Annotated in this window: 23 protein-coding genes and 1 riboswitch; of the genes, 22 read left to right on the plus strand and 1 reads right to left on the minus strand. The window is 64.6% G+C overall.

The annotated features are described in order from the left end of the window. Positions 1-149 precede the first annotated feature (149 nt). The 20 genes from ACIPV6_RS21965 (at position 150) to ACIPV6_RS22060 (ending at position 22,871) form a co-directional block, all read left to right on the plus strand. The gene (locus ACIPV6_RS21965; RefSeq protein ID WP_400272931.1) at positions 150-1,643 is read left to right on the plus strand and encodes a PucR family transcriptional regulator; all 1,494 of its coding nucleotides are present in this window, start codon (positions 150-152) and stop codon (positions 1,641-1,643) included. Between the two features lie 84 nt (positions 1,644-1,727). Continuing rightward, positions 1,728-1,826: riboswitch (glycine riboswitch) on the plus strand. A 157-nt stretch (positions 1,827-1,983) separates the two neighbouring features. Then, positions 1,984-4,833, plus strand: coding sequence for an aminomethyl-transferring glycine dehydrogenase (gene gcvP / locus ACIPV6_RS21970; RefSeq protein WP_400272932.1), 2,850 nt, complete (start codon positions 1,984-1,986; stop codon positions 4,831-4,833). A gap of 11 nt (positions 4,834-4,844) precedes the next feature. Beyond that, complete coding sequence (gene gcvT / locus ACIPV6_RS21975; protein ID WP_400272933.1) at positions 4,845-5,981, plus strand: glycine cleavage system aminomethyltransferase GcvT; 1,137 nt, start codon at positions 4,845-4,847, stop codon at positions 5,979-5,981. 157 nt (positions 5,982-6,138) lie between these two features. Continuing rightward, positions 6,139-6,522: a glycine cleavage system protein GcvH gene (gene gcvH, locus ACIPV6_RS21980; RefSeq protein ID WP_400272934.1), complete on the plus strand. Its 384-nt coding sequence runs from the start codon at positions 6,139-6,141 to the stop codon at positions 6,520-6,522. Further along, positions 6,519-7,838, plus strand: a complete 1,320-nt coding sequence (glyA, locus tag ACIPV6_RS21985; protein WP_400272935.1) for a serine hydroxymethyltransferase — start codon at positions 6,519-6,521, stop codon at positions 7,836-7,838. Before gcvH ends, glyA begins: the two co-directional genes overlap by 4 nt. A gap of 882 nt (positions 7,839-8,720) precedes the next feature. Then, a complete protein-coding gene (locus ACIPV6_RS21990; RefSeq protein WP_400272936.1) occupies positions 8,721-10,148 on the plus strand; it encodes an L-serine ammonia-lyase in 1,428 nt (475 codons plus the stop codon). Between the two features lie 147 nt (positions 10,149-10,295). Next, positions 10,296-11,303: a lipoyl synthase gene (gene lipA / locus ACIPV6_RS21995; RefSeq protein WP_400272937.1), complete on the plus strand. Its 1,008-nt coding sequence runs from the start codon at positions 10,296-10,298 to the stop codon at positions 11,301-11,303. 584 nt (positions 11,304-11,887) lie between these two features. Then, positions 11,888-12,343, plus strand: a complete 456-nt coding sequence (locus ACIPV6_RS22000) for a hypothetical protein (protein WP_400272938.1) — start codon at positions 11,888-11,890, stop codon at positions 12,341-12,343. 94 nt (positions 12,344-12,437) lie between these two features. After that, the gene (locus ACIPV6_RS22005; protein WP_400272939.1) at positions 12,438-13,304 is read left to right on the plus strand and encodes a hypothetical protein; all 867 of its coding nucleotides are present in this window, start codon (positions 12,438-12,440) and stop codon (positions 13,302-13,304) included. A 1-nt stretch (position 13,305) separates the two neighbouring features. Continuing rightward, positions 13,306-13,815 (plus strand): hypothetical protein, encoded by a 510-nt coding sequence (locus ACIPV6_RS22010; protein ID WP_400272940.1) that lies wholly within the window; start codon positions 13,306-13,308, stop codon positions 13,813-13,815. After that, positions 13,812-15,083, plus strand: a complete 1,272-nt coding sequence (locus ACIPV6_RS22015) for an Ig-like domain-containing protein (RefSeq protein WP_400272941.1) — start codon at positions 13,812-13,814, stop codon at positions 15,081-15,083. The genes ACIPV6_RS22010 and ACIPV6_RS22015 overlap by 4 nt, the downstream gene beginning before the upstream one ends. 255 nt (positions 15,084-15,338) lie before the next feature. After that, a complete protein-coding gene (locus ACIPV6_RS22020; protein WP_400272942.1) occupies positions 15,339-16,391 on the plus strand; it encodes an FUSC family protein in 1,053 nt (350 codons plus the stop codon). A 264-nt stretch (positions 16,392-16,655) separates the two neighbouring features. Then, the gene (locus ACIPV6_RS22025; protein ID WP_400272943.1) at positions 16,656-17,165 is read left to right on the plus strand and encodes a MarR family winged helix-turn-helix transcriptional regulator; all 510 of its coding nucleotides are present in this window, start codon (positions 16,656-16,658) and stop codon (positions 17,163-17,165) included. 53 nt (positions 17,166-17,218) lie between these two features. Next, on the plus strand, positions 17,219-17,638 hold the full coding sequence (locus ACIPV6_RS22030) for a hypothetical protein (RefSeq protein WP_400272944.1): 420 nt from the start codon (positions 17,219-17,221) through the stop codon (positions 17,636-17,638). Beyond that, positions 17,635-18,555: a serine/threonine-protein kinase gene (locus tag ACIPV6_RS22035; RefSeq protein WP_400272945.1), complete on the plus strand. Its 921-nt coding sequence runs from the start codon at positions 17,635-17,637 to the stop codon at positions 18,553-18,555. Before ACIPV6_RS22030 ends, ACIPV6_RS22035 begins: the two co-directional genes overlap by 4 nt. A gap of 65 nt (positions 18,556-18,620) precedes the next feature. Next, positions 18,621-18,881, plus strand: a complete 261-nt coding sequence (locus ACIPV6_RS22040; RefSeq protein ID WP_400272946.1) for a GlsB/YeaQ/YmgE family stress response membrane protein — start codon at positions 18,621-18,623, stop codon at positions 18,879-18,881. Between the two features lie 168 nt (positions 18,882-19,049). Then, complete coding sequence (locus tag ACIPV6_RS22045; RefSeq protein WP_400272947.1) at positions 19,050-20,342, plus strand: hypothetical protein; 1,293 nt, start codon at positions 19,050-19,052, stop codon at positions 20,340-20,342. A gap of 217 nt (positions 20,343-20,559) precedes the next feature. After that, entirely contained in the window at positions 20,560-21,165 is a 606-nt protein-coding gene (locus tag ACIPV6_RS22050; RefSeq protein ID WP_400269591.1) for a TasA family protein, read from the plus strand. 451 nt (positions 21,166-21,616) lie between these two features. Next, a complete protein-coding gene (locus tag ACIPV6_RS22055) occupies positions 21,617-22,408 on the plus strand; it encodes a signal peptidase I (protein ID WP_400272948.1) in 792 nt (263 codons plus the stop codon). After that, on the plus strand, positions 22,401-22,871 hold the full coding sequence (locus ACIPV6_RS22060; protein WP_400272949.1) for an Hpt domain-containing protein: 471 nt from the start codon (positions 22,401-22,403) through the stop codon (positions 22,869-22,871). The genes ACIPV6_RS22055 and ACIPV6_RS22060 overlap by 8 nt, the downstream gene beginning before the upstream one ends. A 66-nt stretch (positions 22,872-22,937) precedes the next feature. Here the strand turns inward: ACIPV6_RS22060 and ACIPV6_RS22065 are convergent, their stop codons facing one another. Next, entirely contained in the window at positions 22,938-24,242 is a 1,305-nt protein-coding gene (locus tag ACIPV6_RS22065; protein ID WP_400272950.1) for an MFS transporter, read from the minus strand. A 148-nt stretch (positions 24,243-24,390) separates the two neighbouring features. Here ACIPV6_RS22065 and ACIPV6_RS22070 point away from each other — a divergent pair, with 148 nt between their 5' ends. Both ACIPV6_RS22070 and ACIPV6_RS22075 read left to right on the plus strand, forming a co-directional pair. Continuing rightward, positions 24,391-25,131, plus strand: a complete 741-nt coding sequence (locus ACIPV6_RS22070; RefSeq protein WP_400272951.1) for an IclR family transcriptional regulator — start codon at positions 24,391-24,393, stop codon at positions 25,129-25,131. 110 nt (positions 25,132-25,241) lie between these two features. Then, on the plus strand, positions 25,242-26,429 hold the full coding sequence (locus ACIPV6_RS22075) for a 4-hydroxybenzoate 3-monooxygenase (protein WP_400272952.1): 1,188 nt from the start codon (positions 25,242-25,244) through the stop codon (positions 26,427-26,429). Positions 26,430-26,774 lie beyond the last annotated feature (345 nt).

Genomic DNA, 26,774 nt, shown 5'->3' on the forward strand with positions numbered 1-26,774 from the left:
TGAATGCTCGTCATTGAGCGGGTGAAGTTAGTGGTTCCAGTTTTCGTGATGCGCGTCACCGCGTATATTCGTGCATTGTTTACATCTGACGAATCGGTTTAGACGAACGTCTAAGTACCCCGAAAGTACGCAGAACTGGAGCGCATCCCATGGCGATCACCGTGGCCGAACTCGTCGCCGAACCCCAGCTTGGACTCACCCTCCTGGCCGGGGCGGGCGGGGCAGGAAACCGCATCACCTGGGCCCATACCTCGGACCTGCCGCGCCTCTGGGAATGGGTCACCGGCGGCGAACTCATGATGACGAACGGGCTCTCCATCCCCGCCGACGCGGACGGGCAGGTGGCGCTCGCCGAAGCCCTGGTGGACGCCGGCGCAAGCGCGTTGGCCATCGGTGAGAAGATGCACGCACCCCCGCTGACCGACGAGTTCCTTGCCGCATGCGAGGACTTACCGCTGCCCCTCATCAACATCCCGTACCCGCTTCCGTTCATTGCCATCGCCAGGTCCGTCGCGGAGTCATCGTTGCTTGAGGAGTCCCGCAGGCTCCGCCAAACAGCCCGGGTTTACGACCTCCTCCGGACCGCCGGTGCCTCCGAGGACCACTGGCAAAGCCTGGTGCTGCGCTTGGCCACGGAGTTGGACGCCGAGCTCTTCGTGGTGGACCGGAGTTGCCTGCACCCCTGGCACCCCGAGGGCCAGCGCCTGCCGGGCTTCCTGGTGGACGAATGGTCGCCGCAGCCGGGCCAGGTCTCCGTTGCGGGCAAGAACTTCCAATGGCACCGGATCCGCGGCAGGCACGTGTTGACCATGGACATTCCCACGCACGCGAATGCGCTCCTGGTGGTGCTGCCTACCAGCGAACCGCACCCTGACGCCGTCGTACTTTTGCATGCCGCAACCGTGCTGGGACTGCAGCTGGCGCGCATTGTGCTCTCGCTGGAGGGGCGGCACCGGCTGGCCGGCGAGTTCCTGCTGCAAGCACTGGACGGCCGACTCGGAACCGGCGAGATTGAGCGGCGGCTGGAGGCCTTCGGGGTGCCACCGCAAGGATTCGTGGTCGCCTCGATGTCAGCGGACGACGGCGACAGGCTGGCCAACGTGCACATCGAACTGTGGCGGCACGGGACTCCGGCGGCCTCCTTGCGGAGGAACGACCGGCTGCACGTGGTGGTTGCGTCGGAGGCCGCCGATGAACTCCTGACGCACTGCGCCGGGGCCGGAACCACCATTGGCGTGAGCTCCGCCGCCGCCGTTGGTGGACTCCAGCAGGCGCTGCAGGAGTCGCTCTGGGCGCTCGGTTCGGCCAGGGCCAACAAGCTGGGCCTGGCCCGGTATTCCGAGGGGCCCAGTTGGTTGGGGCTGACCGGATACGAGGAAGGAACGGCCCTTGTCCAACGTCTCCTGGGCCCGATATTCGACTACGAACAACGGCAGGACGGGAACCTGATGGTCACCCTGAAGACGTATTTGGACTCGCAGCGATCCTGGCAGAAAACGGCGTCCGCGCTCTTCACGCACCGGCAAACCATCATCTACCGGATCCGGAAAATCGGCGAGCTGACGGGCCTGGACATGGGTGAAACGTCAACGTTGGCGCAGCTGTGGCTGGCGTTGCAGATCCACGAGGCGATGCACGGTTAGCCTCCGGGAGAACACCTGCCTTGCGCTTTTTCGACGTGACCCGCTATGGTGTGAAGCGTGTCACTGAGGTGGCGCAAACGCTTTTGATCTGCGGCGGGAGAGTCCTGCCGGTACATCCAGTCAGGCGCCGTAGGAGCAAATCCTCCCCAGGAATCTCTCAGGCCCATGTACCGCCGCGGCGAGGCAACTCTGGAAAGCAGTCCGGGCAACCGGGCTCACCGACGGTGCAAGTGAACTATGTGGAACCACAGTTCGCGGAATCTCTCAGGTCCAATACAGAGCGGGGAGGAACCCATATTCACCATGGCGCTCAGCGGGCGCCTGAATCCTGGAGTTCCTCTTGACTGTTCAATCCTCCCCAACCGCATTCGCGGACCGGCATATCGGCGCCCGCCGCCACGCCGATGTTGACACCATGCTCAAGGCCATCGGGTACGACTCCGTAGACGGCCTGGTGGACGTCGCTGTCCCCGATTCCATCCGCCAGTCCTCGCCGCTCACTTTGCAGAAAGCGCTGAGCGAGACCCAGGTCCTGGCCGAACTGCGCGAGCTCGCGGCGAAGAACAAGACCGCGGTGCAGATGATCGGCCAGGGCTACCACGACACCATCACGCCCCCGGTGATCCGCCGCAACATCTTGGAATCCCCGGCCTGGTACACGGCTTACACGCCGTACCAGCCGGAGATTTCCCAGGGCCGCCTCGAAGCGCTGCTGAACTTCCAAACCATGGTGCAGGACCTGACAGGCTTGCCGATCGCCAACGCCTCCTTGCTGGATGAAGCCACCGCCGTGGCCGAGGCCGTGCTGCTCATGCGCCGCGCCAACAAGTCCGCAGGGGCACGCGAAGGCAAGACCGTCCTGGACGCCGACCTCCTCCCGCAGACCATCGCGATCGTGAAGGGCCGCGCCGAGGCGTTGGGCTTCGAGGTTCTCGTTGCGGACCTCTCAACGGGATTGCCCGACGGCGACATCAACGGCATCGTCCTTCAGCAGCCCGGCGTTTCTGGCCGGGTCTTCAACCACGCTCCCGTGATCGCTGCGGCGAAGGAACGCGGTGCCCTGGTCACGGTCGCCGCCGATCTGCTGGCGCTCACCCTCATCACGCCCCCGGGTGAACAAGGTGCGGATATCGCCGTCGGAACCGCCCAGCGCTTTGGCGTGCCGCTCTTCTTCGGCGGCCCGCACGCTGCCTACATGGCCGTCCGGAACGGCATGGAGCGCACACTTCCGGGCCGCATCGTGGGTGTGTCCAAGGACAACGCCGGCGTGCCCGCTTACCGCCTCGCGTTGCAGACCCGCGAGCAGCACATCCGCCGTGAGAAGGCCACGTCCAACATCTGCACAGCGCAGGCGTTGCTCGCGATCGTCGCCTCGATGTACGCGGTCTACCACGGCCCGGACGGCCTGAAGGCGATCGCCGAAACGGTCCACGGCCACGCGCGTGTCCTGGCTGCCGCACTGCAGAAGGCTGGCCGCGAGCTTGTCTCCGATTCCTTCTTCGACACCCTCACGGTCCGCGTCCCGGGCAAGGCCGCCAAGGTCATCGGCGCCGCTGAGGCACGCGGCATCAACCTCCGCCACATCGACGCAGACACCGTGGGTGTTTCGCTGGATGAAACCACGACGCCGGAAGTCCTCTCCGCGGTCGCCGTCGCCTTTGGCGCAGGTCCGGTAGGGGACGCGGCCGGGTTCGAGTTGCCTTCAGATGTTGTCCGGACCTCGGACTTCCTGCAGCACCCGGTGTTCAACACGCACCGTTCCGAGACGCAGATGTTGCGCTATATCCGCAAGCTGTCGGATCGGGACCTCGCGCTGGACCGCACCATGATCCCGTTAGGTTCGTGCACCATGAAGCTCAACGCGACCGCAGAGATGGAGGCCATTTCCTGGCCGGAGTTCGCCTCGATCCACCCGTTCGCCCCGGATTCGCAGACTGCCGGATGGCGTGAGCTGATCACTGGGTTAGAAGCCGACCTGACGGAGATCACCGGCTACGACCAGGTGTCCATCCAGCCCAATGCCGGTTCGCAGGGGGAGCTGGCCGGCCTCCTTGCGATCCGCGGCTACCACCTGTCCCGCGGCGATTCGCAGCGGAACATTTGTTTGATTCCGGCGTCGGCCCACGGCACCAACGCTGCTTCGGCTGTGCTGGCTGGCATGAAGGTTGTCGTGGTGGCTACCGCTTCCGACGGCACCATCGACCACGCGGACCTCACTGCGAAGATCGAGGCCAACCGCGATGTGCTTTCCTGCATCATGATCACCTACCCGTCCACGCACGGTGTGTACGACGCCGACGTTGTTGAGGTGTGCGATGCCGTTCACGAGGCCGGTGGCCAGGTATACGTGGATGGTGCGAACCTCAACGCGCTCGTTGGGCTGGCCCAGCCGGGTAAGTTCGGCGGGGACGTGTCCCACCTGAACCTGCACAAGACGTTCTGCATCCCGCACGGTGGCGGCGGACCTGGCGTGGGCCCCGTTGCTGCGAAGGCCCACTTGGCACCCTTCATGCCGGGCGATGCCAACAATGCTGCTTCTTCGGAAGGCGGCGTTGCCATCTCGGCCTCCCGCTTCGGCTCGGCCGGCGTCCTCCCGATCTCCTGGGCCTACGTGAAGCTCATGGGCGGCGAAGGACTCACCGAGGCCACCAAGTCCGCGCTGCTCGCGGCGAACTACGTTGCTTCACGCTTGGACGAGCATTTCCCCATTCTGTACACGGGTGAAGGTGGTCTCGTTGCCCACGAATGCATCCTGGACCTCCGCGAACTCACGGCACGTACGGGTGTGACGGCTGAGGACGTGGCCAAGCGACTGATCGACTTCGGCTTCCACGCCCCCACGCTGGCGTTCCCTGTTGCGGGCACGCTCATGGTTGAGCCGACGGAGTCCGAGGACCTCGCCGAGATCGACCGCTTCATCGAAGCAATGATCACCATCCGGGCCGAGATCGAGCAGGTTGCCGCCGGAGACTTCTCCGTGGAGAACTCCCCGCTTCGCAACGCACCCCACACGGCAGCCGCCGTCGTAAGTTCCGCCTGGGAGCGTGACTACCCGCGTGAGCAGGCAGCCTTCCCTGTGCCGAGCCTGAAGCAGGACAAGTACTTCCCGCCCGTCGGACGGATCGACGGTGCTGCGGGCGACCGCAACCTCGTCTGCTCCTGCCCTCCAATCGAAGACTTTGAGAACTAAAGGATCCCGATATGCCTGAGAACTACACCGCTCTCTACGAACAGCACAAAAAGGCCGGCGCTTCCTTCACGGACTTCGGCGGCTGGCAGATGCCCCTTAAGTACGAGTCCGAGCTGGCTGAGCACCACGCGGTCCGTAACGCCGCCGGCCTGTTCGACCTCTCGCACATGGGCGAAGTTTGGGTCACCGGGCCGGAAGCCGGCGCCTTCCTGGACTACGCGCTGGTAGGCAAGTTGTCTGCGATCGCCGACGGCAAGGCCAAGTACTCGCTGATCTGCAACAACGACGGCGGGATCATCGACGACCTCATCACGTACCGTCGCCCCTCGCCGGAGGAAGGCGTGGATAAGTTCCTCGTGGTTCCGAACGCGGGTAATGCTGCGGTTGTGGCCGCGGAACTGTTGAAGCGTGCGGCCGGGTTCGATGTTGTGGTTGAGGATGCCTCTGCCGCGACTTCGCTGATCGCGGTCCAGGGGCCGAACGCCGAAGCCATCCTGTTGAACCTGGTGCTTGGCGAGCAGCACTCCCTCGTCACCGAGCTGAAGTATTACGCCGCCGTCGAGGTTTCCATTGCCGGTGACGAGCTCTTGCTGGCCCGCACCGGGTACACCGGCGAAGACGGCTTCGAGATCTACGTGTCCAACGAGGACGCTCCTTCCCTCTGGGAGGCCTTGCTGGAAGCCGGTGAAGGCCACGGCCTCATCCCGGCCGGCCTCGCAGCCCGCGATTCCCTGCGCCTCGAGGCCGGCATGCCGCTCTACGGCAACGAGCTGTCCTGCCACGTCAATGCCTATGCCGCCGGGCTGGGGCCCGTGGTTGCCCTGGCCAAGGAAGGCGACTTCGTGGGCAAGGATGCGCTGGCCGCCATCAAGGCAGCCGGCGTCGGGTCCACGATCGGGCAGAAACTCGTGGGGCTTAAGGGGGCCGGTCGTCGTGCGGCCCGCGGACACTACTCGGTGCTCAAGGACGGTTCCCTGATCGGCGAGGTGACCTCAGGGCAGCCGAGCCCCACGCTCGGTTACCCGGTAGCGCTGGCGTATGTCGACGTCGAACATTCCGCCGTGGGCACCGTAGTTGAGGTGGACCTCCGCGGCAAGGCAGAGCCATTCGAAGTTGTGCCGCTGCCGTTCTACAAACGTTCCAAGTAGGTTAGCCGGGGTTTTCGTGCCCGATATCCTCCGCGGGCTCGGTCGCAGAAGCGCCCGCTAAGCGGACGCGATGCTCCCTTAGACGCCCGCTTCCGGACATCGGGCACGAAGAACCGTCCCGGGCATGAAGAGATCAAATACGACGATAGGAATTGATATGAGCAAAGTTGTTGCCGGGCTGAAATACTCGGCTGAGCACGAATGGGTTGCCGTGGATGGTGGCGGGACGGTGGGGATCGGTATCTCCGCCGTGGCCGCCGATGCCCTGGGCGACATCGTCTACGTGGACCTGCCCGAGGTCGGTTCCACTGTGACCGCGGGGGAGACTTGCGGCGAGGTGGAGTCCACCAAGTCCGTGTCCGACCTGTACTCGCCCGTCACCGGTGAAGTGACCGAGATCAACGACGCCGTGGTCGACGATCCCGCACTCATCAACAACGACCCCTACGGTGCCGGCTGGCTGTTCAAGGTGGCCGCCACCGAAGAAGGCCCGCTCATGACCGCCGAAGAGTACGCCGCAGCCAACGGAGGCGAACTGTGAACCCGGTATCCGTAACTGAATTCGAGCAGGTGGTATCACCGTCGTTGGACGCTCAGCTCTCCGAGCTGGATCCTGAGATCGCGGCAAAGATCGACGACGAACTCGGCCGCCAGCGCGGTGGCCTGGAAATGATCGCGTCCGAGAACCACACCGCGGTTGCCGTGATGCAGGCGCAGGGCTCCGTGCTGACCAACAAGTACGCCGAGGGCTACCCGGGCAAGCGCTACTACGGTGGCTGCGAGCACGTGGACGTGATCGAACAGCTCGCGATCGACCGCATCAAGTCCCTGTTTGGTGCCGAGTACGCCAACGTGCAGCCGCACTCCGGTGCCCAGGCCAACGCCTCCGTGATGCACGCGCTGATCAAGCCGGGCGACACCATCATGGGCCTGAACCTCGCCCACGGCGGCCACCTCACGCACGGCATGCGGATCAACTTCTCCGGCAAGCTCTACAACGTGGTTCCGTACGGCGTTCGCGAGGACACCCACACCGTTGACATGGCTGAGGTGGAGCGCCTGGCCCAGGAGCACAAGCCCGCATTGATTGTGGCCGGCTGGTCCGCTTACGCGCGGCAGCTGGACTTCGCCGAATTCCGCCGGATCGCCGACTCCGTTGGCGCGTACCTGATGGTGGACATGGCCCACTTCGCCGGACTCGTCGCCGCTGGCCTGCACCCCTCTCCGGTCCCGCACGCGCACGTTGTCACGTCCACCACGCACAAGACCCTCGCCGGTCCGCGAGGCGGCATCATCCTCTCCAACGACGCCGAGATCGCCAAGAAGATCAACTCCGCTGTCTTCCCCGGCCAGCAGGGTGGACCCCTGGAGCACGTGATTGCCGGCAAGGCCGTGGCGTTCAAGATCGCCGCGTCGGAGGAATTCCGTGAGCGCCAGTCCCGTGTCCTGGCAGGTGCCCGGATCTTGGCCGAGCGCCTGGTGCAGCCCGACGTGGCAGCGGCAGGTATCTCCGTGGTCAGCGGCGGAACCGACGTGCACCTGGTCCTCGTTGACCTGCGCAACTGCGAACTCGACGGCCAGCAGGCTGAAGACCGCCTCGCCGCGATCGACATCACCGTCAACCGCAACGCCGTCCCGTTCGACCCGCGCCCGCCCATGGTCACGTCCGGCCTGCGCATCGGCACGCCTGCCTTGGCGACGCGTGGTTTCGGTGAAGCAGCCTTCCGCGAGGTTGCGGACATCATTGCCGAAGCCTTGATCGCCGACGCCGGCATGGACCTTTCGGGCCTGCGTCACCGCGTCGAAGCCCTGGCTGAGGCGCACCCGCTGTACCCGGGAGTTGCTGACCTTAGCTAGTCGCTCGGTTCGCCCGGCGGGCCTGAGGTCCTCTTGCGGGGGCCCGATGGGGCCGACATCCTCCGCGTGCTCGGTCGCGAAAACGCCCGCTGGGCGGACGTGACGCTCCCTTAGACGCACGCTTCCGGATGCCGGCCCCATAGGGGCCGGCGTCGGGTGGCCAGATCCGGATGGTCAGGGTGCTGGGGGATCCTCAAGTGTTTTCGGCGCGATGGGCGGTGTGCGAGCCGGTGTCGTTCGTTGGCTGTGGGGATTGGGTCTACCTGCCGGGGGTGTCTTGGGGCGCGGGGTTGGTTTGGGTGTGGGTTTGCTCTCCGGTTTGTGGGTTTGGTTGTTGGGGGTCTACTTGCCGGGGGTGCCTGCTGTCCGGTTCGGGGGCTTGCTGCGCAGGGTGCCGTGCGCACGGCATGTTCTGCAGCGGAGCCCCGAAACGGAGGTGACCTATGAGTGGCCCCTTTGGGAGCGGGGTCCGGCAGCGGCCGTCTAAGGGAGCTTCGCGTCCGCCCAGCGGGCGCCTAAGCGACCGAGGCCGCAGAGGAGCCCGGTCACGACGGGCCATTGGTGAGGCGGCCCGTTGGTGAGGCTGGCCGTCGCCCGAGCGGCCCGTTGGTGAGGCTGGCCGTCGCCCGAGCGGCCCGTTGGTGAAGCGGCCCGTCGCCTGAGCGGGCCGATGGTGAGGGCCGCAGTGCACGCGCTGCAGATTGATCTACCCGGGTGGGGCATTCGCTGGGAACGGATGCCCCACGTCATTACCGGGTTTGGAGGTTCGCACTGGGACCTCCACGGGGGCTGGGCCGCCTTGGCTCGGGATTTGGCCCGGCCCCCACATTCAGTTTTGCCTCCCACGTTGTTTGTCCTTCAACCCCGAAAGGGATCCCGGTCATGGCTGTTGGTGTTTTCGATTTGTTTTCTGTGGGTATTGGTCCGTCGAGTTCGCATACGGTGGGTCCGATGCGGGCCGGGGCGGTGTTTGCCCGGGAGTTGGTTGAGTCGGGGGTGCTGTCTGCTGTGGCGGGGTTGCGGGTTGATTTGTATGGGTCGTTGGCTGCGACGGGTAAGGGGCACGGGACGTTCACGGCGACGTTGTTGGGTTTGGAAGGGTTCGAACCCGAGTTGATTCTGCCGGATGAGGTGGAGGAGCGGTTGGCGGCGATCGCTGAGACGGGTGTGTTGGACCTGGCTGGTGCTGTTCATGGTTTCGGGGCGGGCGAGGGCGTCCGGTTGCCGTATGCGGTGGAGGATATGGTGTTGCATCCGTTGACGGTGTTGCCCCGGCATACGAACGGGATGAAGTTCGCCGTGAGCGACGCTGAGGGGGCCGTTCTGAGGGAGGCGACGTTCTTCTCCGTGGGTGGGGGGTTCATTGTCCGTGAGGGGCAGGAGGACACCGCGCAGCACGAACTCGATGAGTCGAAGCAGGAGCTTCCCTTGCCTTTCCGGACCGCGGCTGAGCTGCTGGGCAGGTGCCAGTCCAAGGGCCTCGGCATTTCCGACATCATGCTGATCAACGAACGTGCCAGCCGCAGCGAGGAGGAGATCCGGGAAGGCCTGCTGCACATTTGGGCGGTGATGGAGGCCTGCGTCGAAACCAGTTTGAAGCGCGAAGGCGTGTTGCCGGGCGGGTTGCGGGTCCGGCGTCGTGCTCCTGACTGGCTGGAGCGGTTGTTGAAGGAGGACAAGGACCGGAACGATCCGAAGTATTGGCAGGAGTGGGTGAATCTGATCGCGTTGGCGGTCAATGAGGAGAACGCTTCCGGTGGCCGGGTGGTGACGGCTCCGACGAATGGTGCCGCGGGCATCATACCTGCCGTGTTGTATTACGCGTTGCATTACGCCCCGGGCATGGACAAGGCCAGCCAGCAGGACAAGGACGATGTCGTGGTCAGGTTCCTGCTCGCTGCCGGTGCGGTGGGTGTGTTGTATAAGGAGCAGGCGTCGATTTCCGGTGCTGAGGTGGGGTGTCAGGGTGAGGTGGGGTCGGCGTCGTCGATGGCTGCTGCGGGGTTGGCTGAGGTGATGGGTGGTTCCCCGGCTCAGGTGGAGAACGCGGCGGAGATCGCGATGGAACATAACCTGGGGCTCACGTGTGATCCGATTGGTGGGTTGGTGCAGATTCCGTGTATTGAACGGAACGCGATTGCTGCGGCGAAGGCGATCAACGCGGCGAAGATGGCGCTCTGGGGTGACGGGACGCACCGGGTCTCGCTGGATGAAGTCATCGTGACCATGCGTGAGACGGGCAAGGACATGTCCCACAAGTACAAGGAAACCGCGATGGGCGGCCTGGCCGTCAACGTCGTCGAATGCTGACCCACCCCCAACGCAGGGAAAGCCACGTTGTGAGGCCCGCTCTGCGCCCCAAAACCCCCGCGAAGCCCGCAGAGCGGACCCCGCAACGCACGAATTTCACACTCCGCACAGTCGGCACGAATCTACAGACCACGACGAAGGAAACCCATGACTCTCGCACCTGAAGGCCGTAAGTTGCTGCGCGTCGAGGCCCGCAACGCCCAAACCCCTGTTGAGCGTAAGCCTGAGTGGATCAAGGCGAAGGTCCAGATGGGGCCGGAGTTCGTGGGGTTGAAGAACCTGGTGAAGAAGGAAGGCCTGCACACGGTGTGTGAGGAGGCCGGGTGCCCGAACATTTTCGAGTGCTGGGAGGACAAGGAAGCGACGTTCCTGATCGGCGGGTCCGAGTGCACCCGGCGCTGTGATTTCTGCCAGATCGATACCGGCAAGCCCTCCCCGCTGGACCGGTTCGAACCCACCAAGGTGGCCCGGTCCGTGCAGGCCATGCAGCTGCGGTACGCGACTGTGACCGGGGTGGCCCGTGATGACCTCGAAGACGAAGGCGTGTGGCTGTACGCCGAAACGGTCCGCAAGATCCACGAACTGAATCCCGGCACCGGGGTGGAGTTGCTGATCCCGGATTTCTCCGGCAAACCCGAACACATCAAAGCGATCTGCGATTCCAAGCCCGAGGTGTTCGCGCACAACGTCGAGACCGTGCCCCGCATTTTCAAGCGGATCCGTCCCGCGTTCCGGTACGAGCGGTCCCTGGATGTCATCACCCAGGGCCGGGACCTGGGCATGGTGACCAAGTCCAACCTGATCCTGGGCATGGGCGAAACCCGGGAAGAAATTTCCGAAGCGCTCAGGGACCTGCACGCTGCCGGGTGTGACCTGATCACGATCACCCAGTACCTGCGCCCGTCCGAGCGGCACCTGCCCGTGGACCGGTGGGTCAAGCCCCAGGAATTCGTGGACCTCCAGCACGAGGCCGAAGAGATCGGCTTCCTCGGCGTCATGTCCGGGCCCCTGGTCCGCTCCTCCTACCGGGCCGGCCGGCTCTGGGCCACCGCGATGCGCAAAAAGGGCTGGGACATCCCCGAAGCCCTCGCCCACATCGAATCCTCCGGCACCACCCGCCAGGAAGCCTCCACCATCCTCGCCACCCACTGCTAAGTACCGCAAAACCGCGACACCCCCCGGCGCGGAGCAACAACAACTAAAGAAGTACGACGGCGGTCTGGTCACCTCGCGAAGGCGACCGGACCGCCGTCGTGGGTAAGTCACACTCGCGGACCGTTCGAACTTCAGCGCAGTTTTTGCTCAAGACAGGCGCAAAGTTCGCGCAGCACGCCCCGGGAGGGCCCGGCGGGGCAAGAGCCAGACCCCAGAAACCGAGTACAAAGCAAAGTACCCTTTCCATCGCGCGCGGAGGGCGTGTCCCGAATCGACGCCTTTGGGTGCGAAGCCCAGTGCTGGCGCGGAATGGAACAGCGGGCCAGCCCCATCCGCGTGACTCTGTCGAGTTGCAAAGGGTTAACGAAACCAAGTAGCCGGGCTTTCCAAAACTGAGTACACGCCTGCGGAACGAAGGTACTTTCAAGCCCTTGTTCGAGAAGAAAAGTGGGGTACACCCAAGAGTAGTCAGGGCATTGGTGCGGGCTGAACCATTGGGGGCATCGCTTCATCGGCCCCAACGGCCGGATGCTGGGGGTTGCACTGCGGCTCCCCGGATCATCGATCAACCAAGGAGTCCCATCATGCGCAAACTTTCCAAGAAGAGCCGGATCACCGCCGCAGTCGCCGGCGTGGCTTTGGTGGCCGTAGGCGGCGGCGCGGCTTACGCCTACTGGACCACCACCGGTTCCGGCAGCGGCTCTGCCACCAACTCGGCCGGCGGTGGAACGGTCACGCTGCACGCCACCTTTGCCGGTGGGCTCGCCCCCGGCAACCAGGTGGCCGTGGCCTACACCGCGGACAACTCTTCCACCACTGGCACTGTTGTTGGTGCCCTCAACGCCAACGTGACCACCAACGTTGCCGGCTGTCTTCCGGCCTGGTTCGAAGTGACGGCCGTAACCAGCAACTCGCTCGTGGCAGCAAATGCGACCGGGACGTCCGTAGGCAGCGGTGTGCTGAAGTTCAACGACGACGCCGCCGTGAACCAGGACGCCTGCAAGTCGGCCATCGTTACTGTCAACGTCACCAGCAACTAGCGTAAGCAGCGGCCGGGGTCCGCCTCATTCGAGGAATGGCCCCGGCCGGTTCTTCCCGTCGTGATCCTGGCACCGCAGTCCGGAAGGAGGCTCCATGTCCCAGCTCCCAGTGCTCAACGCAAACTTTTTCCGTGGGCCCGGAGCCGGCGTCCGCACGGCAATCGTGGGACTCCTGGTTGTCCTGGCTGTGGTGATCACCTTGGGGGCGTGCGGTGGGCAGGGAGACGGACAAGGTGGTGGCCAGGCCGGGTCAGGCAACGACGCCAAGGGATTGACTGTGGCGTTGTCGCCTGCCAGCCGCAGCGTCGATCAGGGGCAGTCGGTCACGTACGACATCTCCGTATCCGCCACAGGACGCTTCTCCGGGACGGTGACAATGTCCGCTGCCGGACTCCCCGCAGGAACGACGGCGGGTTGGTCGCCCGCGTCAGTGGTTCTGGAGTCCGGTCGCTCAGCGAAGACAACCCTGACCATCTCAACGTCGCCCACAACACCTGCGGGCAAATCCGACTTCACGGTGACAGGGGCCAGTGGGACAGTCCAGTCCAAGGCGGCGAAGGCACAGTTGCACGTCAAGGAGTCCAAACGGACGTTCGGCGTCACGGCTTCCCTGTCCGGAGCCCTCGCTCCCGGCGTTTCCCTCCCGTTGGACCTGCAGATCACCAACCCTGAGCGCAAGAGCATCTCTGTGACGAACCTGTCCGTCGCCATTGGCCAGGTAGTGCGGACACCGGCAGCGGTGGCAGCGGGCCTCCCCTGCAGCGCTGCCGACTACAGCGTCTCCCAGTACTCCGGTACATACCCCCTCGCCGCCCAGCCCGGCCCCAGTTCCCTGTCCACTCTTGGCGTGGCGGAAACCAGCTGGCCCCGTATCAGCATGCTGGACACGCTTCAACTGCAGGACGGCTGCAAAGGTGCCACCGTCCAACTCACCTACTCCGGCACGGGACAGGGCAACTGACATGAACATCACCCGCGCTCCCCACGTCCGGCCCACGCATTCGGGCAGGCTCGCCCGAACGGCGGCGGCCACGATCGCCTTGTGCATCCTGGGCGGCGTTGGATCTGCCTACGCATATTGGGCAACAACGGGCGCGGGCAAAGGTTCTGCAACGAACGGCACCCTGCAGAACGTCACTGTCGTCGCCCTGCTGGGTGGAGACACCCCGCAGAACAGCCTCATCCCCGGTGGAACCGCGGATGTTATTGTGCGCGCCACGAACTCCAACCCCTACGCCGTCACAGTGATCGGGGTGACGCCAAACGGGGCAGTCAGCGCTGACGCGTCCCACCCCGGCTGCACCACCACGGGGGTGACACTGACGCCGACGCTCCCGCAGCAACGAACCATCCCAGCCAACTCCTCGGTGCTTCTGACGCTCCCCAACGCGGCGAGCATGAGCACAGCCTCGTTATCTGCCTGCCAAGGTTCCCTGTTCAGTGTCCCCGTCACTTTGGAGGTAAAGAAGTGAGCCGGCTACCCAAGAAAGGCATTTCCGCGCGGACCACCATGGGCCTGGGAAACCGGGTCATGGTGGTCTTGCTCGGAATTCTCCTGGTTTCATGGGGTGGGCCGGCAGCCAGCGCGTTCTGGACTACCGTCAGCAGCAATGCGGGCGGTGCCAAAGCGGACACTGTCGCCCAGGGGGCCAAGCCGGTCGCCGCAGTGGGACTCGCCGGCAATGTTACGGTCACCTGGACCGCAAGTTCGACGGCGGCCGGCAAGCCCGTGACAGGCTACAGTATTGCCCGCTACAACGCAGCTACCGGGGGAACCAAGGTGGCCGGGTCAGGCACATGCACCGGAACGGTGGCGGCCTTGAGCTGCACGGACACAGCTACCACGGGTACGTGGTACTACGCTGTGACGCCGCTGATTTCGCTGTGGCAGGGCACCGAAAGCCTGCGCAGCACCGGTGCAACCGTGGATGCGACGGCTCCGAACGTTCCATCAGTGAATGCACCGACGTTGATCACAGCTTCCAACGTTTCCAATGTGCCGGTGACCGGCACGGCTGAAGCGAACTCGACGATTGTGCTGACCGTCACCGACGCGGGCGCTGCACACACCGTGACGCAGACCCGCACGGCAAACGGCTCCGGCAGTTGGTCTACAAGCGGCCTCAATCTGAGCACTCTCAACGACGGCACCATAACGTATTCCGCCCGGGCCACCGACGCCGCAGGAAATACGAGCCAGCCCGGCCTGGACACGTCCAGCAAGGATGCCACGGCCCCAACCGTCTCGAACATCCAACTCGGCAACGGTGGCGGCAACCTCGGCAAGGTCGAAGAAAACGACACCATCACCGTCACGTACTCGGAAGCCTTGGATGCCAGCAAGATCTGCAGCGCGTGGTCAAGCGACACCGCTACCCAGACCATCAGCGGCAACAACCAGGTGACGGTGACCATTAATTCGTCCGACAGCCTCAGCGTCAGCGTCACGAACAGTGCCTGTAACACCTTCCGTTTTGGCACAGTATCCCTTGGCAAGGACTACGAGAACTCGGGTTCGGTGACGTTCAGGGGGTCAGGCAGCAGCGCGTCGGTCCTGGTCTGGAACCCGACGGCGAAGACCATCACCATCACGCTGGGTGCTGTCTCCTCGGGAAGCCCCAACACAACCGCCCAATCGGCGGCTGCGGCCAGGTTCACCCCGTCGTCCGGGTTGTCGGATATCGCGGGCAATGCCCTCTCCACTTCACAGTTCACCAGTCCGAACGCTACGAGCTTCTAGACTCCGGAGCTTGTGTACAGGCGACCACCTGGTTTGCCCTTCCAGGGTCGGAACCTGTGCGCAAGCTCCGGGCCGTGCGGTCTGGGCTTGCGCTCGCGGGGTGAAGCCAGATGCCTTGCGGCCAGAGCCGCCAGTGATAAGGCGCACTAACCACCCACAATCCCGGCCCTGCCGACGGGGCCGGGCGTAACCTTGGAACCGGACGCCAGCGCCGCCGTCGTGCGTTTGATCCTGCGACGAAAGGCGAGCCGCCCCTTGAAGGCTGTAGCGGAAATGTTCACGATGGGTCCCGGAAACAAGGACCATCACCCGGCCATCCGCTGCGCTGTTGGTGTGTTCGTTCCACTGATTACGTTGTTGCTCATGGGCCGCCTGGACCTTGCGGTGTTTGCCTCGTTCGGCGCGTTTACAGGAATTTACGGCCGCAACGAGCCTCACAGCCTCCGCTTCCGCAGCCAGCTCCGGGCAGGCGGCTTCATGCTCTTGGTGATCCTCCTGGCAACGTTGACGGCGCGGGTGGCGCAGTCGCTCGGGATCGACGGAGCCGCTTATTCCTGGCTCCTCACGGCCGCGACCACGCTGGTTGCCGGCCTGTGTTCCGTGGTTGTTGCGGCGTGGCGCCTGCGTCCGGGCGGCTCGCTCTTTCATATCTTCGCCTTCGCCGCGATTGCGTCCATTGCCTCCCAGCCGCCGCTGTGGGAAGCGATGCTCGTTTCCGTGCTGACCACGGTCCTGTGCTTGCTGATCGGGATGTCGGCCCGCGTAGTCAAGAGCCACCGCACGCCGTGGAAGCGACCGCCGCGCATCCGGCACACGCCGCTCGAAAGGCGCGCGTTCTGGCTCGAGGGCGCCGGCTACCTTGTGGCCGCGGGCCTTGCAGGAACCATCGCGACGCTGGTTGGTGAACGGCTCGGGTTCGGACACACCTACTGGGCCATGGTGGCTGCAGTGGTTCCGCTCGTGGGCCATTCCACCAGGCACCGCGTCAGCCGTGGCATCCAAAGAATCGCGGGCACTGTGATCGGCCTGGTTTTGCTGGCCGGTATCTTGTGGCTCAATCCTGCGCCGTGGGCAATGGTGTTGGTGATCGCTGCGTGCCAGTTCGGCGCCGAGCTCTTCATTGCGCGGCAGTACCTCGTGGCGCAGGTCTTCGTGACGCCCTTGGCCCTGTTCGCTACGTTGCTCGCGGCTCCCGTCGATCCCGGGTTGCTGCTGCGCGACCGCATCGTCGAGACGGTGATCGGTGCCGCCGTCGGCGTCGCGGTGGTGGTGACGCCTGCCGTGTGGCGTCGCGCGCGCCGGGCCTGACCCGCCCTCCTGTTCAATGCCGGACCCTCCCAAGCGCCGGGCCGGCGAATAGTGTTCGGGCCGGCGAATAGGCGGCGCGGTCAATGCGCGGGCTGTCTCCGGGGCGTGGCCCGGCAGGTGCGCTGCCTTTCTGTAAGGCGCGTCCCACCAGATGCACGACGGCGGCCTGCCCGCCTCGGTCGAGCAAGGTTGCCGACTCCGCACCCTTCGCTAAGATGAAAGAACTTAGACAATCGTGTTACTCGTCTAACGAAGGATTTTTTCATGACAGTGAATGCCGTTAGGGAAGGATATTGGTACGGGCAGGAGACCGCCGCGGTCGAAGTATTGAATGCGCTGCGGGACTATCGCAGCGCGGAGGCTGCCATGCGGCGGCGCACTGGATCGTCCATGGGCATGGGTGAAACCGACCTGCTCGCTTTGCGCTACCTGCTTGAAAACGAGCGTGCCGGCAGGGATGTGGGGCCGAAGGAGCTCGGTGCCCGCTTGGGTATTACCTCCGCGTCGATGACCACCCTGGTGGATCGATTGGTCAGGTCCGGCTATGTCGTCCGCGAACCCCACCCCACTGACCGGCGCGCCCTGGTGCTGCGGCCAACGAAGGGCTCCGACCTCGAAGTTCGCAACACCCTCAGCGGAATGCATCGGCGGATGCTGGATGTTGCCGCTTCCCTGAGCCGCGGCGAAGCTTTGGTGGTAATGGACTTCCTGCGGCGCATCCGCGAGGTGATTGATCAGGTGGAACCTGACGAAAGCCCAACTGGACATAATTGATAAGTACACATATAACTAGATAGTCAAGCTACTTACCAAGGTGTGGAGAGACAATGACTGTCATAGTGAGGGAGCCCGCTCCCGCGGATGAGCCGCTTCACGGAACGGAGCACGTGCACCACGGTGAGGTGTGCCAGGACGTGTCCGTCCTCGCCGGACCCACGCACTGTGGCTCCAGCATGGCGATCTCTTCCGGGCCGGGCAGTGCCTCAATGCAGTGGACCTCGGTTGAGCCGATTTGGCCGGAATGGGCCTGCGGTTGCGGATTCCGGATGGACATCGATGCCACGGATCCCGTCAGCAGCGTCTGGGTAGCGGCCCAGCGTTGGCAGAGCCTGGAACACGAACTGGCCATTGCACGGAACACCTTCCAACTGGCCTTCAAGAAAGCTGTTGACAGCGGACTTGAGCGCGAAGCGTTGGCCCGCGCAGTCGGAGTTGTCCCCGCTGACGTGGAAGCTCTTCTTCAGTGACTTCCCTCGTCACACCAGTCGGCCCCACGGGGCCGGGAACACCGCCGTCGAGCCTGCATCAGGAAGCGATGGGCTCGGAAACGGCGGCTGCAAGCGGAGGCCACAGCCTGCTGCTGGGCGGGCGATACCGGCTGGGGCGTTGGCTCGGCGGCGGATCGGAAGCACAAGTGCACCAGGCATGGGACGAGCGGACAGGAACGTTGCGCGCGGCCAAGATCTTCCGCGGGACCGAAACCCTTGACCCGCAGCCCGGCACGTCCACGGCTTTCCAACAGGAATTGGATATCCACCGGCGCCTGCGGCATCGGAACATCGTCCGGCTGCGGGATTCGGGCGAGCTGACCGTCGAAGGGCAGGTCCGGGACTTCGTGGTCATGGACCTGGTGGACGGCAGGGACCTGCGGGCCGTCCTGCGCGAGGCTCCCGCCGGACCACTCCAGACCGCCGCCTGGATGGGCGATGTTGCCAAGGCGCTCGCCTACATCCATCGTCGCGGCGTCGTACACAACGACATCAAGCCCGGGAACATCCTGGTCCCGAGTGTGGCAGATGCCGGGCGGGCAATGCTGACCGACTTCGGCATTGCCATCAGCCCGGGCCACGCACCGCGCAGTTCGTCTTCGGGGACGCCGCACTACATGAGCCCCGAAGCTGTCCAGGGTGAAACGCCTACCCCGGCAAGTGACATCTACGCCCTGGGATTGGTGACCCTTGAGTGCCTCACCGGCACCAAGGCGTTTCCAGGGCCTCCGCTTGAGTCCATGGTGGCAAGGACATTGAGCGAACCACGGGTTCCCGGCACGGTCCGGCGGCGCTGGTCCATGGTGTTGCACGCCATGACAGACCCCGATCCTGCCGGCAGGCCGTCAGCCAGACAGGTCGTCGGTATGTTCCGGCGACTTCGCTGGCGGGCATAAATGACGGTTCCTGGTAAGCGCCGAACGGCGTAGCCAAGGACCACCGCACGAGAGAAAGAAGAAGAATGGGATTCTTTGGATGGATCATTTTGGGCCTCATCGCCGGTGCTATCGCCAAGGCCATCAAGCCGGGCAAGCAGGGCGGCGGACTGCTGGCGACCCTGCTCCTCGGAGTGGTGGGCGCAATCCTGGGCGGCTGGATCGGAAGTGCACTCTTCAACGTGGGCATCAACCAGTTCTGGTCCCTCTCCACGTGGCTGCTGGCCATTGGCGGCTCCCTGATCGTCCTGATCATCTGGGGACTGCTGACGCGCAAGAAGGCCTGACCGCCTGAAACGTTGAGGGCCCCGGCCCGGTTGTGACTTGCTGACAGCCGGGCCGGGGCCCTCTCGCATTCCGGTCATAATCCGACGGTTCGGCCCGCATTGTGGGCCACGTTCGAAGCACGGTTACGCTGCACCTTAACACCGCCTCTTCGGACGCCAGGACCATCCATGACCCTCATCCCAGCAGCCGCCACTCCCGCTCGTCCCGACGCGAATCCGGGTGCCAGCCGGACCATTGCAGGGACCGCCCTTGGCGCCGTTGGCATTGCCGCAGTGATCGTCGGTTTCGCCGCCCTGCTCCATCTGACCGCTCCGCAATCGCCGCGGATCGGTCCGGTCTTTTCAGGGTGGGCGGAAGCCGTGGACCAATCGCCCTTGACCGCCCTGCGGTGGCTTGTGGGCGACATGACCGAACCGTTGTTCTACAAATCCGAGCTCGCCGCGACCGGGCTCCTTGTGGGCGCCTTGATCGCGTGGTGGGCCGGCCGTCGTCGTTGCCGTTGGGCAGGCGATCTGAGCTACGGCACCGGGCTGTGGCCGTGGGTTATGGCATCCGCGGCTCTCAGTCTCCTGATCTCCAACGCAGCTTTCGGTTGGATGCTCGACGGCGGGTGGCAGCCGACGTTCGTCCCCTTTGTTTGCGTCGCGCCCGCCGTGGTTCTGGTTCACGGTCCCGGATGGAAGACGTGCCTGACGGGGGCGGTGCTCGGAGCTGCCACCACCACACCCCTGGCGGTGCTCTTGGTTCCACTGTTGTCGGATCCTCTGGGGTTGCCGTCCTCAGTGGCCAACGTCGCAGCGATGTCTATCGGGACAGCGGTGTCGTTCCTGGTCATCCTGCGAATGCCCGGGCTGGTGGGGACCACGCAGATTGCGGCCCGCGAGGTGGGGAAAACGCCGGGGTTGTTGGCCAGCGGCGACCCTTTGCCGGCAGGCGGGACACTGGAGGCCGCAGCGAAACCTGGCCCGCCGACGTCGTGCCTGTCTTTCCGAAACGAGGCCCTCTGGGCGGCGCGGCGGGTCCTCAAGGACTTCACGGAAACGTTCTTCCTCGCGAACGAGGTGGCGGGCATCGGTGTGATCCTGGGGGTGGCTGCCGCGTTCGTGCTGAACCCCGCACTTCCTGCCTATGGCTCAAACCTGGTGCCTCATATCCTGTGTGCCCAGGCCATTGCGTCGGCGGTGGGCGTGGTGCTGTGGCGGGGCTGGTTCCGTAATGACGGGTGGGCGGCAACCTACGCTCCCGTGGTTTCGGTGGCCCCGGCCGCGGTTCTTGCCTTCAACGGATCCTGGGCTGCAATCATTGGCGGCGCCTTCCTGGGCGCACTGCTGGCACCACCTCTTGCCCGTCTGATCGCATCTTGGCTGCCTTCCGGTTTCCATCCGGTGATCGGCAACACTGCGGCCATGGCCATTTCGACGGCGGTGGTCCTTCCGGTGCTGGAACTCCTGCCGCACTGAGTTCATCTTTCCTGTGGACACTGGCTTCCGGCATGACTTCAGGTATGCGGTAGAGGCCTTGAAACTCTTGAGGGTTTCCTGAGGAACAGTTGATGGATTGCAGGATGGGTTCTTGAGGTGGGGCCGTCAAAGTATTTCTTGTCAGCCGGAAAGGCTGGAAACAAGAGAACGGCCGTCCGGGGAAACGGTGGCCACCTTTGAAAGGACACTGATTCAGATGGCCATCAGCCTCAAGACCACCTCCGGCAAGATCCTCGCCTCCGTCGCCCTGGTCGGCACCGCAGCCGCCGTCGCCGGCATGGGCACCTACGGCGCGTTCACCTCCTCCACCTCCGCTTCCCAGGCCGTCACCGCCGGGACCGTCACCATCGCCCTGGGCACCGGAGCATCGAACACCCTGAACGTCCCGGTCGCAGGCCTGCTGCCCGGTGACAAGGTCGAAAAACTCGTCACCCTGGCCAACACCGGCAACTCGGACCTGAACAACGTCACCCTCACCACCTCCGCCGGTGCCACCGCCTCCCTGTTGACCACCGACACCACCAACGGTTTGCAGCTGACCATCGAAAACTGCTCCGTTCCCTGGACCGGGTCCGCCGCCCCCTACACCTGCGCAGGGACCAAAACCACCGTGCTGGCCTCGGCCCCGGTGATCGGCGCGAACAAGGTCTTGAACAACCTGACCTCCCTGACCTCGGCCAAAACCGACAACCTCAAGGTCACCACCGCGTTCCCCACCACCGCGGACAACACCTTCCAAGGCGCCACCTCCACCATCGCCTTCTCCTTCACCGGCACCCAACGCACCGAAACCACCAAGTAACCAGGGCGGTTTCGGGCTTCACGCCCCGGAGGTCCGGCCTGTTTGCCCTTCCGGCCGGGCCTCCGGTTCCATGAACCGGGCCACCGGTTCCGTGAACCGGGCCACCGGTTCCGTGAACCGGGCCACCGGTTCCGTGAACCGCCGGGATGACCCGGCACATAGAGGCCCCGCCGGGCCTGGTCGGATTCACCACCCCAGCCCGATCAGGCCCGTCGATATCTTCAACCCCCCGCCGCCCAGCGCAAAGTCCGTCGGGCGCCGGCATTCCCCGGCCATCGATTCGCCGCGGATCCAAGACCCCGCCGGGCCTGGTCAGGCATCCCCCCTTCCCGATCAGGCCCGCCGGATAATCCTGAGCCAGACTTGAGGATTTCCAGCAGGAAAGCCTGAGCCGGGCACCCCAAACTCTTAATCAGACGATGACCAACACCGCGGAAGGAACGCCAGGATCATGAGCGCACTGACCAGCATCAACACCCCCGCCCTCCATGGCCGGCGTTCCGCCGCCAAGCCGGCCCAGCCAGCGAAGCCGGCGCAGCCCGCGAAGCGGGTGCGTGCCGCCAAGCCGGCGCAGCCCGGCACCCCCACGACCACCGCTGTGAAGCAGCCCGCAGCGGTCACCACAACCCCGGCAGCCGCCGTCGTGGTTTCCACTCACGCTGCCGCCGCACAGGGTGCGTTCCGCCGCATCGCCGGCAAGACCTTCAAGGTCATCGGCGCCGTGATGCTGGTCCTCGCTGCCCTGGTCTTCGTGTTCCTCGCGATCGGGCCGCGCATCCTCGGCTACCAGACCTCCACCATGCTCACCGGTTCCATGTCCCCGCTGATCAACCCCGGCGACGTCGTCGTGACCGTCCCCACACCGATCACCGACATCAAGGTAGGCGACATCATCACCTACCACATCCCGGTCGAAGACCAGCGCGTGGAAACCCACCGCATCACCGAGATCACCACCACCGCCGATGGCGGCGTGGCAGTGCAGACCAAGGGCGACGCGAACAACGGCATCGACCCCTGGATCGCCACCCTGCAGGGCCAAACCGTGGACAAACACGTCGCCACTATCCCCTACGTCGGTAACGCGATCCGTGCACTGCGCGAACCGATCGTCCTGAACATCCTGATGTACGGGGCTCCGGCCATCCTGGTCATCGGTATGCTCGCCTCCATCTGGACCAAGGAACCTGCCAAGGCCTCAACCGAGGAAACCGCAGCAGTGCAGGCGGCCAGCGGTGAGTGAGAACCAGGACCGTAGCGTCCCGCTCCCCGGGAACTTGCCCGCAGACGTCGAGGCCCAGGAAGTTCCCGCTTTCGAGATTCCTTCCTTGGAAGTCCGCACCCTGCAGGCCCTCGCCAACGAACTGGGTGATTCCAAGCCGGTGCTGCGCCTGCTTGCCACCTACCTGACGATGCTCCCCAACCGGATTCTCCGGATTTCCCGCGGGCTGTGCGAGAACGACCTTGATGCCAGCATGGAAGCGGTCCTCAGCCTCAAGATCTCCTCGGCGATGGTGGGAGCCCGCGAAACGGAAAACCAGTGCCGGGCAATGGAGTACATGATCCGCGAAGACCACATCGACTTCGCCGTCCAGGCCCTCCCGACGCTCCAGCAGTACACCGAGCGCTGCGTCGCCGCCCGGCCACAGTTGCTGGGACGGGCACGGGAAACCCTCAGCCGGCAAGCCCTGGATTGCGACTACTGAAGCCACAGGCCCCGTGAACCTCTCTGGGAATCGGTTCGCGGGGCCTGTAAATCTCCGTGCCGGCGGTTACCGTTCTCCCGCCGGCACGGTTGTTTTCGCGGTCCGGATTTTGTGTGGCACTACCGTCAACGCCGCGACGGCCAGCACCCCGGCAGCGGCGAAGACGTAAAAGCCGGCCGGGTACACGATGTTCGCTGCCACCAGGGTTCCCGTCACCGCGGGTCCAAGGATCGCACCAAGTCGGCCCACGCCGGCGGCAAATCCCAAGGCGGTTCCGCGGAGGTTTGGCGGGAAGAGTTGGCTGACCCAGGCGTACACCAGGACCTGCGAGCTGAAGACGAAGATGCCGGTCACGAAGACTGCTGCATTGAGCAGGAACTCACTCTGGATCTTCACACTGAGCAGGGCAAGGAACACGGCGGACAACCCGAACCACAGCAGCACGATCTTCTTGGTGCCGTGCCTGTCGGCCAGGATGCCCGCAAGCACCAGCCCGGCCACCGCTCCAACGTTGAGGACCAGCAGCAGCGTCAACCCGGTGCTCACCGTATAGCCGGCCGCCGCCATGATCTGCGGAAGCCACGTGTTCAGCCCGTACACCAACAGCAGTCCCATGAACGACGCGACGCCGATTCCCACGGCCACCAGCGGGTACGGCTTCCGGAGCAGGTCCCGGAAACCGGCTTTCGGGGCGGCCTCCGATGTGCCTGCTGCGGTTGAAGGTACGACGGCGGGCGCTGGCGCCGATGTTCCGCCCGCCTTCGCCGGGGCTGCTTCCTTCGCTGAAGCGGCCTCGGGCAGGGATTCCGGGAGCTTGGCCCACAGGAAGGGCAGGAGCACCAGTCCGGCCACGCCTCCGATGATGAACATCAGCCGCCAGTTGGGGATGATCAGGAGGGCCAACGACGAAGTGGCGACGGCGCCCACGTGGTAACCGGTCATGGTCCGGGTGGTGGACTTACCCGCCGAACCTGCCGGTGCGTAGTCGTTCATGTAGGCCAATGCAGCGGGCAGGCATGCGCCGAGCCCCAGTCCGGCCACCAGCCGGAAGGCCGAGAAGACGGCCACGTTGGGTGCGAAGGCCACGGCGATGGTGAAGATCGAGAACCCTGCCACGCAGGCGATGAGCAGCTTGCGGCGGCCGAGCTTGTCCGAAAGCGGTGCGATGAACAGTGCGCCGAGCCCTACGCCAACCAGAGAGATCGTTGCCGCGAACGTAGCTCCAACCGCGTCGAAACCGAGTTCACCGGTTTTGATGAGAGTGGGGATGACGGTTCCAAGGACCACAAGGTCGAAACCGTCCAGGACCATGGCCAACCAGCAAAGCCAGACGGGCCATTGGGAGCGTTGGGAAGATGACATCGTTGGCATAGCGTCCTCGGTACTTCTTCGATGGAGTCCGACCACCAGAACGATCGGTCGGATATGAGAGTTGTATCACCGCGTTTTATAACCGGGCACACGTTCTACCATTGAATGGAAGCGTCGGCTTGGTGCCGTCGCGGCAGAGGAGCTCATGATGGCCAATTCGGCGTCCGGTGATTCGGTGGTGGACCGCGTCGTAAGACTGATTGAGGCGTTCCCTGCCGGCGTGACCTCCCTCCAATTGACGGAGCTGTCCGAGCGGGCCGGTTTGCCGCTTTCCTCGGCCCACCGGTTGGTTCGCCAACTCGCGGAGCACGGCTTGCTGGACCTCGGAGCCGGTGGCGCTGTCAGACTGGGCCTCCGGTTATGGGAGCTTGTTAACCGGAACTCACCCACGTTGGCACTCCGGCAGGCGGCCATGCCTTTCATGGAGGACATCCAGCAAGTCCTCAACCAGAACGTCAACCTGGCGGTGCTCGACGGCTGGGAAGCCCTGTTCGTGGAACGGCTTTCGCGTCGCGGATCGGTGGCCAACCGAGCCCAAATTGCCGGGCGCATGCCGGTCCACATTTCTTCGGCCGGGATCGCCCTCATGTCGCATCAGCCGCGCGAGCTGCAGGCGGAGTACCTCAAGCAGTTCCGTGACCCGGCCGGGAAAGTGAGTGCCGACGTCGTGCGCCACCTCCTGGCTGAGTCCGCGCAGCACGGCTACGCGCAACTTGCCGGCGTGGTGGATCCGGATACTTGGGGCATCGCCGTTCCGGTGAGCAACGCCAAGAGGCGCACCGTTGCCGCGCTTGGCGTAGTGGTTCCGCTTGCCGAGATGCGGCTTCAGGCGCTGGTTCCTGCGCTCCAGACCGCCGCGAGGGGGATCGGTCGTCAGCTGTCGGAGTGAATTCCACCTTCCGTTGAATGGAATCCGTGTAACGCCAGACACATGCTGCGGGCCACACTGGGTCGAGGCTCATCCCGACCCCGCGGGACCGCAACGAAGCGAGGAAAACCATGGCACGCACACCCATCACCACCCAGGTAGCCATCATGGGCGCCGGTCCCGCCGGACTCATGTTGTCCCACCTGCTCGCGAAGCAGGGCATCGAATCCGTGGTGGTTGAGATCCGAAGCCGCCAGACCATCCAGGAAACGGTCCGCGCCGGAATCCTGGAACACGGCACCGTAAACCTGCTGGTGGACTCAGGTGTGTCCGACCGTGTGCTGCGTGAAGGCGACCGCCACGACGGCATCGAGCTGCGCTTCAACGGGGAAAGCCACCGCATCAACTTCAAGGAACTCGTTGGTGAGTCCGTGTGGCTTTACCCCCAGACCGACGTCTTCATGGATCTTGCCGCGCGACGCGAAGCCGACGGCGGCGACGTTCGCTACAGCGTCACCGACACCACTGTCCACGACCTCGAGGGCAAGCCCAAAGTCTGGTTCACCGACGCCGACGGCCAGGAGTTCGAGATCACCGCCGACTTCCTGGTCGGTGCCGACGGATCACGCAGCCACTGCCGCTTCCAGATCCCCGAAGCCAACCGGAAGTGGTTCTTCCACGAGTACCCCTTTGCCTGGTTCGGGATCCTCGCCGAAGCACCCCACAGCGCCGACGAGCTCATCTACGCCAACTCCGAGCACGGCTTCGCCCTCATCTCGCAGCGGACCGAAACCGTCCAGCGGATGTACTTCCAGTGTGATCCCAAGGAAAACGTGAGCGAGTGGGACGACGAGCGCATCTGGTCCGAGTTCCGCAAGCGCGTCAACGGCAACGGTTTCGAACTCAAGGAGGGGCCGGTCCTGGAGAAGATGGTGTTGCCGTTCCGAAGCTTCGTGCACACTCCGATGCGCCACGGCAACCTCTTCCTGGCCGGCGATGCCGCGCACACCGTCCCGCCGACGGGTGCCAAGGGGCTCAACCTCGCCATTCACGACGTCAAGGTGCTCGTTGAGGGGCTCGACTCCTTCTACTCCACCGGTTCCACCCTGTTGCTGGACTCCTACAGCGACCGTGCTCTGGACAGGGTCTGGAAGGCCCAGCACTTCTCCTACTGGATGACCTCCATGCTGCACACGGTCCCCGGCGCCGACGACTTCGACCGGGCCCGTCAGCTCGGCGAATTGCACTCCGTGGTCTCGTCGGAGCATGCGAAGGCCTACTTGGCGGAGTCATACACGGGCTGGCCAAATTCGCGGTAGGGATTGAGCTCGTGTTGATGTCTGCTCCATTCCTTTTGTGCAAGTAGAGGCCTTTTTCTCGGCGTTGTTTACGCCGTAGGTGGTCGATTCAGGAAGCGTCCGACGGCGATTACTCGCCGACGGGCGCTTCTTGAGTTTGTTGGCCTTGCGTTTGTTGTCGCGGTAGTGGCGCGTGTGCACGCGGAAAGGGTGGGAACCGTCAGTTGGCCCGGCGCCATGGATAGACCCCGCGTCCCCTTCTCTAGGTGCGGTGGTGGTGGTTTCGTCGGGGTGTTTGGGTGGGGTCGATGTGTGGTGGTGGGGTGAACCAGGGGATGCCGTTGTTGGTGGTGATTTTCCATTGTT

Origin of the sequence: Paenarthrobacter sp. NPDC089988, from assembly GCF_044748465.1 — a bacterium.
GTDB lineage: Bacteria > Actinomycetota > Actinomycetes > Actinomycetales > Micrococcaceae > Arthrobacter.

What these genes read in the sequence shown, in the direction of transcription:
- ACIPV6_RS21965 (WP_400272931.1), top strand. Translation starts at nt 150, where the DNA reads ATGGCGATCACCGTGGCCGAACTCGTCGCCGAACCCCAGCTTGGACTC.
- gcvT (WP_400272933.1), top strand. Translation starts at nt 4,845, where the DNA reads ATGCCTGAGAACTACACCGCTCTCTACGAACAGCACAAAAAGGCCGGC.
- gcvH (WP_400272934.1), top strand. Translation starts at nt 6,139, where the DNA reads ATGAGCAAAGTTGTTGCCGGGCTGAAATACTCGGCTGAGCACGAATGG.
- ACIPV6_RS21990 (WP_400272936.1), top strand. Translation starts at nt 8,721, where the DNA reads ATGGCTGTTGGTGTTTTCGATTTGTTTTCTGTGGGTATTGGTCCGTCG.
- lipA (WP_400272937.1), top strand. Translation starts at nt 10,296, where the DNA reads ATGACTCTCGCACCTGAAGGCCGTAAGTTGCTGCGCGTCGAGGCCCGC.
- ACIPV6_RS22000 (WP_400272938.1), top strand. Translation starts at nt 11,888, where the DNA reads ATGCGCAAACTTTCCAAGAAGAGCCGGATCACCGCCGCAGTCGCCGGC.
- ACIPV6_RS22005 (WP_400272939.1), top strand. Translation starts at nt 12,438, where the DNA reads ATGTCCCAGCTCCCAGTGCTCAACGCAAACTTTTTCCGTGGGCCCGGA.
- ACIPV6_RS22010 (WP_400272940.1), top strand. Translation starts at nt 13,306, where the DNA reads ATGAACATCACCCGCGCTCCCCACGTCCGGCCCACGCATTCGGGCAGG.
- ACIPV6_RS22025 (WP_400272943.1), top strand. Translation starts at nt 16,656, where the DNA reads ATGACAGTGAATGCCGTTAGGGAAGGATATTGGTACGGGCAGGAGACC.
- ACIPV6_RS22030 (WP_400272944.1), top strand. Translation starts at nt 17,219, where the DNA reads ATGACTGTCATAGTGAGGGAGCCCGCTCCCGCGGATGAGCCGCTTCAC.
- ACIPV6_RS22040 (WP_400272946.1), top strand. Translation starts at nt 18,621, where the DNA reads ATGGGATTCTTTGGATGGATCATTTTGGGCCTCATCGCCGGTGCTATC.
- ACIPV6_RS22045 (WP_400272947.1), top strand. Translation starts at nt 19,050, where the DNA reads ATGACCCTCATCCCAGCAGCCGCCACTCCCGCTCGTCCCGACGCGAAT.
- ACIPV6_RS22050 (WP_400269591.1), top strand. Translation starts at nt 20,560, where the DNA reads ATGGCCATCAGCCTCAAGACCACCTCCGGCAAGATCCTCGCCTCCGTC.
- ACIPV6_RS22055 (WP_400272948.1), top strand. Translation starts at nt 21,617, where the DNA reads ATGAGCGCACTGACCAGCATCAACACCCCCGCCCTCCATGGCCGGCGT.
- ACIPV6_RS22065 (WP_400272950.1), bottom strand. Translation starts at nt 24,242, where the DNA reads ATGCCAACGATGTCATCTTCCCAACGCTCCCAATGGCCCGTCTGGCTT.
- ACIPV6_RS22070 (WP_400272951.1), top strand. Translation starts at nt 24,391, where the DNA reads ATGGCCAATTCGGCGTCCGGTGATTCGGTGGTGGACCGCGTCGTAAGA.
- ACIPV6_RS22075 (WP_400272952.1), top strand. Translation starts at nt 25,242, where the DNA reads ATGGCACGCACACCCATCACCACCCAGGTAGCCATCATGGGCGCCGGT.